General features: G+C 44.3%; 12 protein-coding genes. 9 read left to right on the top strand and 3 right to left on the bottom strand.

Translation table 11 applies throughout. The features are described 5' to 3' along the window. Nucleotides 1-742: 742 nt before the first annotated feature. Nucleotides 743-4,105 carry an isoleucine--tRNA ligase gene (ileS, locus tag ACX0G7_RS25330; RefSeq protein ID WP_458926336.1) on the top strand — a complete coding sequence of 1,121 codons (3,363 nt, stop codon included), beginning with the start codon at nucleotides 743-745 and terminating at the stop codon, nucleotides 4,103-4,105. A gap of 4 nt (nucleotides 4,106-4,109) precedes the next feature. Continuing rightward, nucleotides 4,110-4,994: a TraR/DksA family transcriptional regulator gene (locus ACX0G7_RS25335; RefSeq protein ID WP_458926337.1), complete on the top strand. Its 885-nt coding sequence runs from the start codon at nucleotides 4,110-4,112 to the stop codon at nucleotides 4,992-4,994. A 64-nt stretch (nucleotides 4,995-5,058) separates the two neighbouring features. Here the strand turns inward: ACX0G7_RS25335 and ACX0G7_RS25340 are convergent, their stop codons facing one another. After that, nucleotides 5,059-6,876, bottom strand: coding sequence for an ABC transporter ATP-binding protein (locus ACX0G7_RS25340; RefSeq protein ID WP_458926338.1), 1,818 nt, complete (start codon nucleotides 6,874-6,876; stop codon nucleotides 5,059-5,061). Between the two features lie 170 nt (nucleotides 6,877-7,046). Here ACX0G7_RS25340 and rbfA point away from each other — a divergent pair, with 170 nt between their 5' ends. Continuing rightward, on the top strand, nucleotides 7,047-7,409 hold the full coding sequence (gene rbfA / locus ACX0G7_RS25345) for a 30S ribosome-binding factor RbfA (protein ID WP_458926339.1): 363 nt from the start codon (nucleotides 7,047-7,049) through the stop codon (nucleotides 7,407-7,409). A gap of 10 nt (nucleotides 7,410-7,419) precedes the next feature. Then, entirely contained in the window at nucleotides 7,420-8,643 is a 1,224-nt protein-coding gene (locus ACX0G7_RS25350; protein ID WP_458926340.1) for an FtsX-like permease family protein, read from the top strand. A gap of 4 nt (nucleotides 8,644-8,647) precedes the next feature. On the opposite strand, the gene ACX0G7_RS25355 is transcribed toward ACX0G7_RS25350, so the two are convergent. Then, nucleotides 8,648-9,481, bottom strand: a complete 834-nt coding sequence (locus ACX0G7_RS25355; protein WP_458926341.1) for an FkbM family methyltransferase — start codon at nucleotides 9,479-9,481, stop codon at nucleotides 8,648-8,650. 60 nt (nucleotides 9,482-9,541) lie between these two features. Beyond that, nucleotides 9,542-10,378 (bottom strand): transketolase, encoded by an 837-nt coding sequence (locus ACX0G7_RS25360; RefSeq protein ID WP_458926342.1) that lies wholly within the window; start codon nucleotides 10,376-10,378, stop codon nucleotides 9,542-9,544. 225 nt (nucleotides 10,379-10,603) lie between these two features. Between ACX0G7_RS25360 and ACX0G7_RS25365 the strand changes: the two genes are divergently transcribed. From ACX0G7_RS25365 to ACX0G7_RS25385, 5 genes are all read left to right on the top strand, one after another. Next, nucleotides 10,604-11,737, top strand: coding sequence for a glycosyltransferase family 4 protein (locus tag ACX0G7_RS25365; RefSeq protein WP_458926343.1), 1,134 nt, complete (start codon nucleotides 10,604-10,606; stop codon nucleotides 11,735-11,737). Nucleotides 11,738-11,859: 122 nt separating this feature from the next. Further along, nucleotides 11,860-12,423 carry a ribosome recycling factor gene (gene frr / locus ACX0G7_RS25370; protein ID WP_458926344.1) on the top strand — a complete coding sequence of 188 codons (564 nt, stop codon included), beginning with the start codon at nucleotides 11,860-11,862 and terminating at the stop codon, nucleotides 12,421-12,423. Between the two features lie 120 nt (nucleotides 12,424-12,543). Beyond that, nucleotides 12,544-13,293, top strand: coding sequence for a PPK2 family polyphosphate kinase (locus ACX0G7_RS25375; RefSeq protein ID WP_458926345.1), 750 nt, complete (start codon nucleotides 12,544-12,546; stop codon nucleotides 13,291-13,293). Nucleotides 13,294-13,602: 309 nt separating this feature from the next. Then, nucleotides 13,603-13,977, top strand: coding sequence for a large conductance mechanosensitive channel protein MscL (mscL, locus tag ACX0G7_RS25380; protein ID WP_458926346.1), 375 nt, complete (start codon nucleotides 13,603-13,605; stop codon nucleotides 13,975-13,977). A 617-nt stretch (nucleotides 13,978-14,594) separates the two neighbouring features. Further along, nucleotides 14,595-15,556 (top strand): DUF3078 domain-containing protein (locus ACX0G7_RS25385; RefSeq protein WP_458926347.1); only part of this gene is annotated, 962 nt, incomplete at its 3' end.

Genomic DNA, 15,556 nt, shown 5'->3' on the forward strand with positions numbered 1-15,556 from the left:
TCAACAGCGCTAAAACAAAAAAACCTTCACAAAAAGATGAGAAGGTTTTTTTATTAAGGTAAGAAATCTTTTTCCGGAGAACCGGCCTCTAACGCATGATAGTTTTCAATGAATAATGGACGATTGGAATTTTAATTGGATAACGGGATTTCAAAAAATAATTGGATACTGGTTTTTCTTAGAACAGACTTGGAGTAATTGGTTTTTCAGGCAGGCTCTGACGAACTTACCCAAAAATCCTGATTAAAAACGGGTAGATCTGACAAAATTAGGAAACCTTTCCCCTGATTCAGAATAAAAGGAAAGGGGAGTAGGAATACTCCCCTTTTTAACCCCTAAACCCTAAACCGTAGAAAAGGTTTCCAATAGTAAGGTATATATCAAATAGCTACGCTATAGATTGTAATAACAACATAAATACAGTTTCACAAACTATGCCAAAATCCAACCTTCCTAAGAAAAAACGATTAGTCTAAACCAGAAATTTTCCGGTTTTAATCCATTTTTAATGGTAAGGATTCCAAATGTAAGGGTTTACATATAGGTACAAATACGAAGCATAGAAGCTGCTCTGAATCACTGGTCACGTTAAGAACTACCCACATACAATTACTAATACCTTGCCAAAAATGAAATTTTCGAAATTTACCTTATAAAAGGAAGCGGGACCCTCAAATCTCGTAGCCGGAAATTCAGTAACTTCGCGCACTTTTACACACTTTTATCTACAGGAATTAATATCATGGCTTTAAGATACCGGGAATTCTCACAGCTCAATTTGCCAGCTATGGAGCAGGAAATGCTTAATAGTTGGGTAACGGATGCCACCTTTGAGAAAAGTGTTACACTCAGGGAGGGCGCAAAACCATTTGTGTTCTATGAAGGTCCGCCCAGCGCTAACGGAATGCCTGGAATTCACCATGTGATCGGCCGGACATTGAAAGATCTGATCTGCAGGTATAAAACCATGAAGGGTTTCCAGGTTAAAAGGAAGGCGGGATGGGATACGCACGGACTTCCGATAGAACTCGGCGTTGAAAAGGAACTGGGGATCACGAAAGAAGATATAGGAAAAAAGATCAGCGTAGAGGAATATAACCTCAAGTGCCGCGAGGCAGTGATGCGCTATAAAGATAAATGGGATGAACTGACCACGAAAATGGGTTATTGGGTTAACCTCAACGATCCATATATCACGTTTGAAAACTCGTACATCGAAACCTTATGGTGGCTACTGGGCCAGCTTTACAAAAAAGGCCTGCTTTACGAAAGTGTAAGCATTCAGCCCTATTCTCCCGCAGCCGGTACGGGACTCAGTTCGCATGAGCTGAACCAGCCGGGAACTTATAAACTGGTCAAGGACACCAGTGTCGTTGCGATGTTCAAGGCAGTGAGGAACGAAAAATCCGGATTTCTATTCGATATGCTGGATAAGTCAGCCGTAGATGCTGAGATCTGCTTCATGGCGTGGACAACCACCCCGTGGACTCTACCGTCCAACCTTGGATTAACGGTCGGACCGAAAATCGACTATGTACTTGTCAGTACTTTTAATCCATACACCGGTCAACCGATCAATGTGGTGTTGGCAAAGTCTCTTCTACCAAAATATTTTAAGGCCGAAGCGGAAAATTTAGCGTTTGATAGTTACAAGGAAGGCGATAAAACTATTCCCTGGACGATACTGGGAGAATTCAAAGGCGCCTCGCTGGAAGGTATCAGGTATGAACAGTTGCTCCCTTATGAGGCGAATTCACCCGAAGTTTCCGGTGGTGACCCATTCAGAATATTGTTGGGTGATTTTGTAACCACCGAAGATGGTACCGGGATCGTGCATACCGCGCCTGCTTTTGGCGCGGATGACTATAAAGTGGGATCAAAATATGGCATTGGAATTCTCACGATGGTTGATCGACAGGGGAAATTTGTTGACGGCCTTGGTGAATTCAGCAATCGCTACGTAAAAAATTATAAAGATCAGCCCGATTATGTTGATGTCAATGTTGACATATCGGTGAAGCTGAAAAAAGAAAACCGGGCATTCAAGGTTGAGAAATATGAACATAACTACCCCCATTGCTGGAGAACCGATAAACCGGTGCTTTATTACCCTCTTGATGCCTGGTTTATAAAAACCACGGCAGCCCGGGAAAAGATGGTGGAGCTGAACAGCCAGATAAACTGGAAGCCGAGGTCAACAGGTGAGGGCCGCTTTGGAAACTGGCTCGAAAATGTGGTAGACTGGAACCTTAGCCGGAGCCGGTTTTGGGGTACACCACTCCCGATCTGGAAGACCGAAGATGGCTCCGAAATTAAATGCGTCAGCAGTCTTAGGGAACTGAAAGAGGAGATAGCAAAAGCAGGCGATCTGAATCCCGCTTCTCTCAGGACTGAAGATGCAAAGATAGATCTTCACAAGCCCTACGTTGACGGGATAACCCTGATCAGTGATTCTGGCAAACCCATGAGCCGGGTGCCTGACCTTATTGATGTTTGGTTTGACAGCGGCGCGATGCCCTACGCCCAATGGGGATTGGATTATGATAAGTTGGATGCGGGCGATCCCCGACCTTTTAAGACACCATTTGATCATAGCTATCCCGCCGATTTTATTGCCGAAGGAGTCGATCAGACCCGGGGATGGTTTTATACCCTCCACGCAATCTCAGCGCTGCTTTTTGATTCCGTTGCATACAAGACCTGTGTTTCAAACGGGCTCGTGCTGGACAAGAATGGCAATAAAATGAGTAAGCGGCTCGGGAATGTGGTTGATCCGTTTAAAACCATAGAACAATTCGGAGCAGATTCGACCCGATGGTACCTGATCACGAATGCATCGCCCTGGGAGAATATGAAATTCGACCTGGATGGCATTAAAGAGGTTCAGCGGAAGTTCTTTGGTACCTTATATAATACTTACCAGTTTTTTGCCTTATATGCAAACGTGGATGGTTTTTCATTTGCCGAAAAACCTGTTCCCCTGGCCGAAAGGCCGGAAATAGACAGGTGGATCCTGTCGTCCCTGAACTCGTTGGTAAAGCGCGTAACCATAGCCATGGATGACAATGAACCAACCCAGGCTGGCCGGGCCATTGAAGAGTTCGTGGATGAACACCTGAGTAACTGGTACGTGAGACTCTGCCGCAGGCGGTTCTGGAAGGGTGAATATGAACAGGATAAGATCTGTGCCTATCAGACGCTTTATGAATGTATTGAGACAGTGACCCGGTTAATGGCTCCGATCTCTCCTTTTTTCAGCGATACTGTGTTCCGGAACCTGAACGCGGTAACCGGGCTGTCAAAAGTTGCTTCGGTGCATCACGCAGATTTTCCCGTCGCGGATGAGCAGATCATCGACCTGAAGCTGGAAGAGCGGATGCAGCTGGCACAGGACATCTCATCACTTGTGCTTTCTCTCCGGAAGAAGGTGAATATCAAGGTGAGGCAACCACTGCAGAAGATCCTCATTCCGGTTCAGAACCAGGAAATGAAGAACCAGATTTCCTTAGTATCCGATCTGGTTATGAGCGAGGTAAATGTGAAAGAAATTCAGTATATCAACGGGGATGAGGGATTCATCAAGAAAAAGATTAAACCAAATTTTGTGGCCCTCGGAAAGAAGCTGGGACCTAAAATGAAAGCAGTTTCATCGGCGCTTGCAGGCTTCGGACAGGAAGAGATAGCCCAGCTAGAAAAAGATGGTTCCTATCCATTGTTAATTGATAACGAACACTTAATATTACATATTCAGGAAGTTGATATATCCAGCGAAGACATTCCCGGCTGGATCGTTGCTAACAAAGACTTATTGACTGTTGCACTGGACGTAACTATTACGAAAGAACTCCTCAGTGAAGGCAACGCTAGAGAATTTGTAAATCGCATCCAAAAGATCCGGAAAGACAGTGGGTTTGAGCTTACCGACAGGATAGTTGTTAAAGTAACGGGAGCAGAGCAGCTGAATGACTCTCTTGCGCAATTTAATGATTATATTTGCGCGGAAATTTTAGCAGATGGACTGGAAGTAGTGTCAGATATAGCGAATGGCACTCAAATTGAAGTAAATGACCTTTCATTAAAAGTGTTTGTTACAAAAAAAGCCTAACAACATGGCAATCAACAAAAAGGCAGCTAAGTCTGCTAAGAAAACAACACCAGTGAAAAAATCGGCCCCTGCCAAAAAGCCTGCTGCCAAAGCGACGGCTTCGTCGCGGGTTCCAAAACCTGCAGCGAAAGCTGCTTCCGCAAAGCATGCTCCGGCAAAAAAAGCCGCCAAACCTGCTTCAGTTCCGAAGAAATCTGCAGCTGTTAAACCAAACGTAGCGGCTAAAACCATTAAAAAAGTAGAAGTGAAGAAACCGACAAACAATAGTACACCACCAGTGGAAAAGAAACCGGAAGCAAAGGAAGTCAAGAAGGCTGAAGCAAAAAAAGCAGAAGCGCCTGCACCTGCACCAGCACCTGCTCCTGCGCCACCAGCGCCTGTAGCTGCTAAGAAACCTGCTCCGCCAAAGGCTCAGAAGCTCGAAATGCCAAAAATTAATACAACTACCTCGAGGAAATATGAGCCCGAGTTTACTAAATCGGTATTGGATCAACCAGAAGCTTCAAATTCAGGACCTACCATGAGATATAGTGACAGTGAACTCCAGGAATTCCGGGAATTGATACAGAAGAAACTTGACCAGGCGAAGAAGGAACTCCAATATCTCCAGGGGCTTATTACCCGCAAAGACGAGATGGGTGGCGATGATACCGATAACCGTTATCTCACCATGGAAGACGGCAGCATGAGCATGGAAAGGGAGCAACTTGCCCAGATGGCCAGCCGCCAGATCAACTATACCGATCACCTGGAAAAGGCAATGATGCGGATAGAAAATAAGACCTATGGTATCTGCCGGGTAACTGGAAAGCTTATTGACAAAGCCCGTCTCCGTGCTGTACCCCATGCCACTCTTAGCATCGAGGCTAAGCAAATGATGAATAAATAAGTAATTGATTTATACGGGCCCGGTTCTCACCTGAGAACCGGGCTTTTTAGGTTACGGCCAAACATCACCGAACCTCCTGCATCTCCACCAGCTTCCGGTAAAAACCATTTTGGGCAAGCAGGTCCTCATGGTTGCCTCTTTCGACGATTTTTCCTTTTTGAAGCACAACTATTTCATTGGCATGGCGGATAGTACTGAGCCTGTGGGCGATAACTATGCTCGTGCGGTTTTGCATCATTTTATTGATGGCGTCCTGAACGAGACGTTCACTTTCTGTATCGAGGGAAGATGTAGCCTCATCAAGGATTAAAATCGGGGGGTTTTTCAGCACGGCACGGGCAATGGTTACCCTTTGCCTTTCGCCACCACTGAGTTTGCCTCCGCGGTCGCCGATATTTGTCTGGTAATTTTCTTCCTTGTTCATGATAAAGTCATGGGCATTCGCAACCCGGGCAGCTGATTCGATTTCGGCAATATTTGCAGAAGGCGTTCCCAGTGCGATGTTGTTCGCGATGCTATCATTAAACAGTATGGGTTCCTGTGTTACAATTCCCATTTGTTCCCTCAAGGATTTGAGTGAATACTCGCGGATATTGACGCCGTCTACCAGGATCTGACCTTCGCTAACATCATGGAACCTTGGAATAAGGTCGGCCAGGGTAGATTTGCCGGCACCTGATGAACCTACAAGCGCAACCGTTTTTCCTTTTTCGATAACGAGGTTGATATCGTCAAGGATAACGATATCCTCATATCTGAACGTGACATTCCGGAACTCAATTTTGCTGGAAAACTCAGTCAGCTCTTTAGGGTTCTCCAGTTCTTCCACCACCACGGGAGCCTCGAGGATCTCCTCAATTCTTTGAATAGCGGCGCTGCCCTTTTGTGCGTTATAAAATGCAGTAGACAGGGATTTTGAGGGATTGATGATCTGTGTAAACAGTATGATATAAGTGATAAAGTCAGTAGGCTTCATAACCTCATTCTGTAAAACCAGGCTGCCGCCAAACCACAGAATGCAAACCAGTACCATCACCCCAAGTGTTTCCGACAATGGAGACGCCATATCCCGTCTGAAAGCAATTTTATTACGAAGGTCATTCAGGTAGTTATTGATGTTGAAAAACTTCTGGCCAATCTTCTTCTCGGCGTTGAAAGCCTTGATTACCCTGAGGCCCCCGAGTGTTTCATCAACCACAGATAATAGCCCACCCAGTTCTTCCTGGGCTTTGCCACTGTTTTTTTTCAGGGAACGACTGAGCCGGCCAATCACGAACCCGGTAACAGGCAACAAGACCAACAAAAAGACCGATAAGGCAGGACTCAGGATCACGAGTGTGGTGAGAATAATAATGATGGTCAGTGGCTCGCGTATCAATCCTTCAAGGGTGCCGATTATGCTCCATTCAATTTCATTCATGTCGTTACTCATCCTGCTGATAATATCGCCTTTACGTTGATCAGTGAAATACCCGATCGGTAACCTGAGGATCTTTGCATACAGGCTGGCACGTAACTCGGTCATCACGTGATTACGGATGGGTGCCATCACGCGGTAAGAAAGGTAAAGGAAAAAGTTTTTGATGAGGGTTGCAACTACAACAAGTATACAAACTGCTGCAAGCGCATATGATTTACCATGAAGCTGCATCCAGTTGTATAAATAATAATCAATGTAATCGGTGAAGTTTTCCATGGAGATTCCCTGGACCGGTTTTGGAACCGCTATCTCACCTTTTGTAAATAACATCTGCAGAAATGGCGCAACCATTGCAAATGAGAAAATCGAAAAGATGATGGAGAGAAACATGAACACCGTGTACCAAACAATATTTCCCTTCTGATCGCGGAGGTACTTTATAATGATGGAAAATCTTTTCATCCGTTCATAATATTTTTTATTTGTCAGATAACCTGTCCCGCTTTTGCGGGCGAACGTCCCGGAGAAGATCTCCCGTGCATAAAAAACGCGTCATGGACGTTTCATCAGGTTAAAATAGTTAGTAAACCGTGCAAAGTAAGTACTTTTACAAGTATTAATAAGTTAATGTAATGGAAGAAGGTAAACGACAAAAACAGGTTGCCGGCTTGTTAAACGAAGAATTGAACCAGATATTTCAAAGACTTGGTTTATCAATGGTGGATGGAGGAATGGTATCAATTTCATCAGTAAAGGTGACACCGGATCTGCTGGAAGCGCGCATATATCTGAGTCTTTTTAAAGTGAACGACGTTAAAGCGGTGATGCAGAAATTCAACGACAGAAGCTGGGAAATAAAAAAGGAACTGACATCAAGAGTGTCGAAACAATTGCGACGTATGCCGGTGCTTCAGTTCTACCATGATGATACCCTGGACCAGGCATTCAAGATGGAGGAATTGCTGAATAGTATCAAAAAGAAGGAAAACGAGTGAACTGTCTTGTATGAATCTACTGTTCGCCTGGCGTTACTTCAAAGCTAAAAAATCCACAAATGCAATAAACATCATCGCCTGGGTGAGTGCCCTGGCGATAGTGGTGATCACTGCTTCGTTCATTGTTGTATTAAGTGTTTTCAATGGTTTTGAAGGCCTGGTAAAATCTCTTTATTCTACATTTTACACGGATATACGTATCTCACCTGCCAAAGGGAAATTCATGAAGGCAAGTGGACGCCAGCTTGCGCATCTCAAAGCAAATGTGCTGATAAAGGACTATTCCCTTACAGTTGAAGAAAAAACGCTTATTCTGAACGGGGAGAACCAGATCCCGTTATATCTGAAAGGGGTAGACGAAAACTACACAAAGGTGAGCGATGTAAGCCAGAAGCTGATCAGGGGTAGCTTTGAGCTTGGAACCGCAGAACAGCCATCGGTAGTATTAGGCTCCGGAATTGAGAACGCGCTGGCTATAGAATCAGACCGAAGTCTTTATCCCGTAACGGCCTATATGTTTAAACGCGGTGTAAACATAAACGTGGTTGATCCATTACAGGTAATGTCTGCTGAAAACATAAATCCTACCGGTTCATTTTTTATTCAACAGGACCTGGACAATAAATATGCAATTACAAACCTCGGTTTCATGCGGCGGATGCTGGGTATGAAAGAAGATGAAACAGGTAACATTGAGATCGCGCTGAGAAACCCCGGGGACCAGTCATCTGTTAAAAATTCCCTTCGCAAAATATTCGGGCCGGAATACCTGATTGAATCAAGGTACGAACAGAATAAAAGTCTTTATAGTGTGATGACGCTGGAGAAATGGGCAATCTATGGCATACTTACATTGATGCTGATCGTTGCCGCGTTTACCTTGATTGGTGCCCTGACCATGCTCGTACTTGAAAAACAAAAAGACATCCAGGTATTAAAAGCAATGGGGGCGACCAATAAACGGATACAGGGAATTTTTTTCCAGGAAGGTTTGTTACTGGCAGGCATTGGTGCCTTCACCGGTTTTCTTCTTGCGATAATTATTTGCTGGGCACAGGTAAAATATAAACTGGTTCCCATTGAGGGAGGTACATTCCTGATAGATTATTATCCCGTTACTTTAAAAGCCGGTGACTTTCTACTCGTTCTTGTCACAGTGTTCCTTGTGGCAGGCCTTGCGGCCTGGTATCCGTCCAGGAAGGCATCAGCACAGCCCATTGAGCTGAAGAGCTGAGTTGTTAGTTCTTCTTTGGTGTCGCGTAAAAATTGAAATTTTTCCAACGCATCATATCATCCTTCGTTAATGGTATCACCGCGGCATTTTCATCGAAATCTTCAAAGAAGAAAAGATCATAACCTTTTAAAGCGATACTGTCAAACAGCGCGTCCCTTTCAGGTTTCGACATCTTTGTAAAACATTCTGAAACTACTACGGGTTTGTATTTCTCTATCAATGAGTGAATGGAAATAATGATCTCCTTATCGTAACCTTCTGCATCGATCTTAATAAAAGAAAGTTTCGGCAACCAATGCGGTAACTGGCTCTCAAGATAATCCTGCAGAACTATCCCTTTTATTTTTGTGCTTAATGAATAAGCACCATGCATCTTACTTGGCTCTTTGGTTATTCCACCGTTACTGAACGAAGCTTCTGAAGAAGTGTAATAAAACTCACCTTCCTTTTCAGTGATTGCATAGGGAAGCGGTATGATATTCGTTTTGTCCTTATTAAGATTTGCATTCGCCTCAAGCACCTTGAAAACATGGGGGTTTGGATCGAAACCGAGCGTAACACCGTCTTTTCCTGCAGCAATTGCCATTGGCACCGTTGTATCGCCGATATTGGTTCCGATATCTATTGCCATTGAACCGGCAGGGATGAATCTCTTGAAAAAATTGACCTCGGACTGGGTCACAGACTTCGGCTTCATGAGCGGGTTCTGCCAGTTTGCGAACTGCACCTTTCCATCAGTCGCAAGAAAATAATCGTTGATCACCGTTGGATATTCTCCAAAAATTCTCCTCGCTTTCCTTTTGGTGAATTTCCTTTTAATATATTCTACCAGTCCCATAATTGTGGAATTTGAGATGAGCTTAAACTTATTTCAGTATACTCTCTGCCGGATAATGGGTTAGTAGTCGCCCAGTGTTTCAGGCAATTGATTAAGCGCTTTTGCAAGCTGTTCATCATTTGGAGCAATACCATGCCATTCGTGGCTTCCCTGCATAAAATCCACCCCGCTTCCCATTGCCGTGCGCATGATCACTGCAATCGGTTTGCCCTTTCCAACGAAGGTTTTTGCCTTCTCCAGCGTAGTCACCACTGCCTCTACATCATTCCCATTTTCAAGTTGCAAAACTTCCCACCCAAAAGCTTCGAATTTAGCCGGGATATCACCCATGTCGAGTACTTTGTCAGTAGGTCCATCGATCTGCTGACCGTTCCAGTCAATGGTTGATATGAGGTTATCGACTTTATTCGCGGACGCAAACATGATAGCTTCCCAGTTCTGGCCCTCATTCAATTCGCCGTCACCATGAAGCGAGAAGACCAGGTGTTTGTCACCATTGATCTTTTTTGCAAGCGCGGCACCGATGGCCACACTCATACCCTGGCCGAGGGAGCCGCTGGCAATCCTGACCCCTGGCAGATGCTCATGAGTCGCAGGATGTCCCTGTAACCGGGAATTCAACTTTCTGAAGGTGGCGAGCTCCTTCACATCAAAATACCCGGAACGGGCAAGTACACTGTAGAAAACGGGAGAAATATGCCCATTTGAAAGGAAAAACACATCCTCATCCGTAGCATCCATATTAAATTCGGGCTTATGGTGCATAATTTTGAAATACAACGCCGTCAGAAAATCGGCACATCCAAGGGAGCCACCCGGGTGGCCACTGGCTGATCCATGAACCATTCTAACGATGTCGCGACGAACCTGACTGGCAATTTCTTTCAATTCTGGCATAAGTTTTAATGTATATGCCCGCAAAACTAAGTAAATCTGGGTGTCCACGCTCAACCCAAAAAAGATTGTCTTAATATATTGTAAGTTTCTGTAATGCGATAATAAAAGCGTGTTTTGAAAAGAGGATATTCGGGAAACAAATATTAATTTGCAGCCCGGTGAAGTCAGGGGCTATGGTCCAAACGTAGAACAGAGGTGTGAATTTTACTATACAAAAGCAGGCTAATGTTTGATGTTTTATTATCTATAGCTATCTCATTCTCAATAACTTTTCTATCCATACCTGCTATTATAACGGTTTCCGAGAGGAAGAAACTGTTTGATATACCGGATGAAAGAAAAATCCATCATGCGCCGATCCCTTCTTTGGGTGGCCTTGGGATTTTCGCAGGATTTATTCTCGCATGTCTTATTACACTTCGTTTCCAGGTTGCGGCGGAATTTCAATACTTTTTCGCAGCTGCGTTCGTGATATTTTTCCTGGGTATAAAGGATGACATCCTGATCATTTCTCCAATTAAGAAGTTTATTGGCCAGGTTCTGGCCACATTCCTGATAATATATAAAGGAGGTGTTCAGATAAAAAGCATGCATGGGTTTCTTGGGATATACGAACTACCGGAGATGTTCAGCCTCCTTTTGACATATTTCACCATTATCGTTATCATCAATAGTTTCAACCTTATTGATGGCATCGATGGTTTGGCTGGAAGCCTTGGCCTGATGGCTTCAACCATCTTTGGCTTTTACTTTCTGAAACTCGAGCTGTATCCATATTCAATTTTATCCTTTGCTACTGCCGGCAGCGTGGCTGCTTTTCTGATCTTCAATTTTCAACCGGCCAAAATCTTCATGGGCGATACCGGTTCAATGCTTATTGGGCTCATAAATGCAATACTTGTTGTGAAGTTTATCAACGTAGCTAACCTGGCAGAAACTACATTCCCGATCGAGGCTGCTCCTGCGATCGGTTTTGCGATACTTATGGTCCCGTTGCTAGACACACTTCGTGTTTTCGCAATTCGGATTGTGAACAGGCGTTCGCCTTTCAGCCCGGACAGGAACCATGTTCATCACCTGCTCCTTGATAAGGGTTTGTCTCACCGTCTCATTACCATCACCCTTGTTTCTATAAATTTTGCATTTATTGTCGCCAGTTATTTCTGCCGCAGCTGGGGTTGCACCTGGTTAATTCTGTATACGGTTATCCTGTTTTTTGCCGGGATCGGGGCACTATATTATACCCGTCGGAAACCAAGGCTTTTCGTAGCTAAAGCGATGCAGGAATCACTTTCTGAGCAGGCAAGTACCAAGATTGTTCCTCTCACCAAAGACACTATCCTCGAGCACAAGAATTAGCGGAGTGGTTGTTGGCACAGAGTTGGCCGCAGTCCATTCTGAGAACATTCCTTACATATCAGGCAGATTTGACTGTTTGATCTTGATTTTTTTTTAGGTTTGCATCCAATTAAACAACGAATATGTCAGAAGAGCTTAGTATGATCACCGAAGAGGCGCATGAAGGGATGGAAAAAGCAATAAACCATCTTGAATCAGAACTGGTAAAAGTGAGGGCAGGCAAGGCAAATCCAAACCTGGTTGAAGGGCTCGTGGTGGATTACTACGGTTCGCCAACCCCGGTAAACCAGGTGGGTAATGTTTCAGTAGCTGACGTCAGGACCCTGACTATCCAGCCCTGGGAAAAGAATATGTTGCAACCTATTGAACGTGCAATTATCGCTGCCAACCTTGGGGTCACCCCACAGAATGATGGAGTCATCATCAGGCTGTTCATGCCACCCTTAACCGAAGAACGCAGGAGGGAACTGGTGAAAAGAGCAAACGCTGAGGGTGAGAGTTCCAAGGTCGCGATCCGCAACATTCGCCGTGATGCGATTGAACAGGTGAGGAAGCTCCAAAAGAACGGCCTCAGTGAAGACATATGCAAGGATGCAGAAAAAGAAATACAGGACCTTACCGATAAATATATTAATCTCGTCGACAGGCATTTTGCTGCGAAGGAAAAGGAGATCATGACCGTTTAATTGGTACTGTGCACGATATCTGCTGTTGTTGATTTTATGATATCTGATCTAGCTATTAAAGGCAAACCCGCAACAGTCATAATATTCAGTGTATAATATCAGTGCATAATATCAATAAGCATGGATAAGATAAAGCTCTCTGAGATAAGCACCCGGGCACCAAAAGATCTGGACAAGGACAAAACAAAGGCGGAAATATCCGGTATACTCAAGGAACTGAATGATCTGCAGAACCTGCTATATGCAGAGTCCAAACATTCAATGCTGGTGGTTCTCCAGGGTATGGACGCCAGCGGAAAAGATGGTGTAATCAGGAATGTTTTTGGAGCTTTCAACCCACAGGGAGTGATGATCCAATCCTTTAAGGTCCCGACAGAGGAAGAGCTTTCCCATGATTTTCTCTGGCGGATCCATAAACACGCACCGGCAAAGGGCATGATCCAGGTGTTCAACCGTTCGCATTATGAGGATATCCTGGTTACCAGGGTATACGATTGGTGCGATGACAAGACGGCAAAGAAAAGAATGGCTGCGATAAACAATTTTGAACAACTCCTCACTGATCATTCAAATACATCGATACTCAAGTTCTATCTCCATGTTTCGGCGGAAGAGCAGGCTTCAAGGCTACAGGAAAGGGTAGAGAATCCTGCCAAACAATGGAAATATAATGAGCGTGATTTTGCAGAGGCAAAACTACGGGATAAGTATGTAGCCATGTATGAAGACGCTTTTGAGAACTGCAATGAACTACCATGGACAATTGTACCGGCCGATCAGAACTGGTATAAAGAGTATGTGATTGCAAAAGCACTGCTGGACAAGTTGAAAAGCTTCGACATGAAATATCCAACGATGAAGAAAGCCTGATAGTGCGCATTACTCCTTCGTTTTGACTTCTATAGTCGTGTTACTCCATCGTCCTGACTCTAATGTCGCGTTACTCATCGTGATGACATCAATTGTCATGTTACTCCGTCGTGATGACATCAATTGTCATGTTACTCCGTTGTGATGACATCAATTGTTGCTCCTTCGTCCTGACCCAAAAATCGTGTTGGATGCAAAGATTAACGGTAACAAACAAGCGGGATGAACTTTACGCGAATTACTTTGTTGGCTTAGCCGGAATCAGTTAAATTACTGTAGCATCAATCGTTAACCAATAAAAATTGTTCTATGGGTTTTCTAAATGAATTCAAACAGTTTGCCATGAAAGGCAATGTTGTAGATCTCGCTATAGGTGTTATTATCGGCGCGGCCTTCAGTAAAATCGTTAACTCTCTTATTGAGGATGTCATTACGCCGTTGCTTCTGAAGCCGATACTAGAGCGAGCTAACCTGACGGACCTGGACAAGTTAACCGTTTTCGGGACCGTGAAATATGGCGTTTTTTTGTCAGCCTGTATTAATTTTCTTATTGTTGCTTTTATCCTGTTTCTTATCATCAGGGCAATGAACCGCTTTAACCGGAAAGAAATTCCCGCACCTGCAGGTCCGACTACCACGGAGGTACTTCTTATGGAAATTCGTGACGAGCTTAGAAAGCCCTGAGATCAGGGATACATTCCAGGGTAAGGTTGTCATTCCCCGTTCACCATTACTACCGCATTGTTTGCCTTGAAAGGTTATCGTTTGAAGCTCCTAAACGGTAACAATAGCCTGTTAAGTAGCACCTATATTTATTTAATCGCCTGAGCAGTTAATTCTTTTAACCGCAGACCATTGGTATGGCTTTTGTCAATCCTGGGAACCCTCATGCTATAAACTGTCCGCGAGAGGGAATAGACGATCAATAAAACAGAACAACAGTCGTGATAAGGCCGTTGAATAAGTATGGCATAAATCACTGAATAAAGCTGGCGCATAACCAGTACAATATATAACGGCATTGAGCAGAGTCAGCGCATAGCCAGATACAATGTATAATGGCATTGAACAGAGCCAGCGGATAAGCGGATACAATGGTGTAATGGCATTGAATGGCGATGGTGTATAACGGCAATAAACATTGCTAAAGCGCCAGAGCATTGGATGGAGCCATTATATAGCGGCATTGAACAACACCAGTGAATATTTGTATTGAACAACGCTGACTAACGACACTGATGTCAGATGCTGTCGTACAACAGTATTACTGCGCAACATATTTTTCACACAAACCTTTTAATATGAAGCAACTCTTTTTGTCCTTTTCAATCCTGCTCGTTTTTGTTACCATGTTAACGGCACAGGATCCGGTAATCAAAACCATAAAAGAAACATCAGATAAAAAAGGCTTTGCCAACGACACCACCCATATCAGCGGATGGAGAACGGGGGGAGTCGTCACCTTAAATGCCGGCCAGGGATCCAGTAAAAACTGGGCTGCGGGAGCCGAAAAGTTTTCGTTATCGCTTGCGGGTTATCTAAGTGTATACGCGCGTTATAAATCCGGAAGATTCAAATGGGAAAACACACTTGACCTCGGGTATGCGATGATCAATACAACGTCTAACGGCCTCCGCAAGACAGATGACAAGATAGATCTGTACAGTAAGGCGGGTCACGCGTTGAACGACAAATTCAGCCTCGCAGGAGTTGTAAACTTTCGCAGCCAGTTTGCTCCCGGTTATGATTATGACTACCTGGGTAAAGACTACCAGAAGATAACGTCGAAATTTATGTCGCCGGCATACCTTATTGTGGCAGCGGGTATCGACTACCATCCGACACCATACTTTAATATTTTTCTTTCCCCGGTTTCCGGCAGATTTGTGTTTGCCACCAACGATCCCAATAGCTATTATTTTCCCAACGGTGTAATTCCCACTGCTGATGGAGGTGGCTTCGAACTTCCCCTGGCGGCTTTATACGGAGTGAATCCAAACAGGAAAGTAAGAACAGAAGTTGGAGGTTTTGCCTCGGTCACTTTTAACAAGGAGGTGTTTAAAAATGTCAGTTATAAGAGCCGTCTCGACCTATACTCCAATTACCTCGGTACTGAGCGTTTTACAGCTACTGGTCCCGGTCAGATCAGTATAGAGGAAAATGAGGCCAAGCCACAGAATGTAGACGTATTCTGGACCAATCTCATCGTTATGAAAGTCAACAAAATTCTGAATGTCACTTATAACTTCGACCTGATTTATGA

The sequence above is a fragment of the Flavitalea antarctica genome, assembly GCF_054461535.1.

Coding starts and splice junctions, on each gene's coding strand:
- ileS (WP_458926336.1), top strand. CDS start 743: ATGGCTTTAAGATACCGGGAATTCTCACAGCTCAATTTGCCAGCTATG.
- ACX0G7_RS25335 (WP_458926337.1), top strand. CDS start 4,110: ATGGCAATCAACAAAAAGGCAGCTAAGTCTGCTAAGAAAACAACACCA.
- ACX0G7_RS25340 (WP_458926338.1), bottom strand. CDS start 6,876: ATGAAAAGATTTTCCATCATTATAAAGTACCTCCGCGATCAGAAGGGA.
- rbfA (WP_458926339.1), top strand. CDS start 7,047: ATGGAAGAAGGTAAACGACAAAAACAGGTTGCCGGCTTGTTAAACGAA.
- ACX0G7_RS25350 (WP_458926340.1), top strand. CDS start 7,420: ATGAATCTACTGTTCGCCTGGCGTTACTTCAAAGCTAAAAAATCCACA.
- ACX0G7_RS25355 (WP_458926341.1), bottom strand. CDS start 9,481: ATGGGACTGGTAGAATATATTAAAAGGAAATTCACCAAAAGGAAAGCG.
- ACX0G7_RS25360 (WP_458926342.1), bottom strand. CDS start 10,378: ATGCCAGAATTGAAAGAAATTGCCAGTCAGGTTCGTCGCGACATCGTT.
- ACX0G7_RS25365 (WP_458926343.1), top strand. CDS start 10,604: ATGTTTGATGTTTTATTATCTATAGCTATCTCATTCTCAATAACTTTT.
- frr (WP_458926344.1), top strand. CDS start 11,860: ATGTCAGAAGAGCTTAGTATGATCACCGAAGAGGCGCATGAAGGGATG.
- ACX0G7_RS25375 (WP_458926345.1), top strand. CDS start 12,544: ATGGATAAGATAAAGCTCTCTGAGATAAGCACCCGGGCACCAAAAGAT.
- mscL (WP_458926346.1), top strand. CDS start 13,603: ATGGGTTTTCTAAATGAATTCAAACAGTTTGCCATGAAAGGCAATGTT.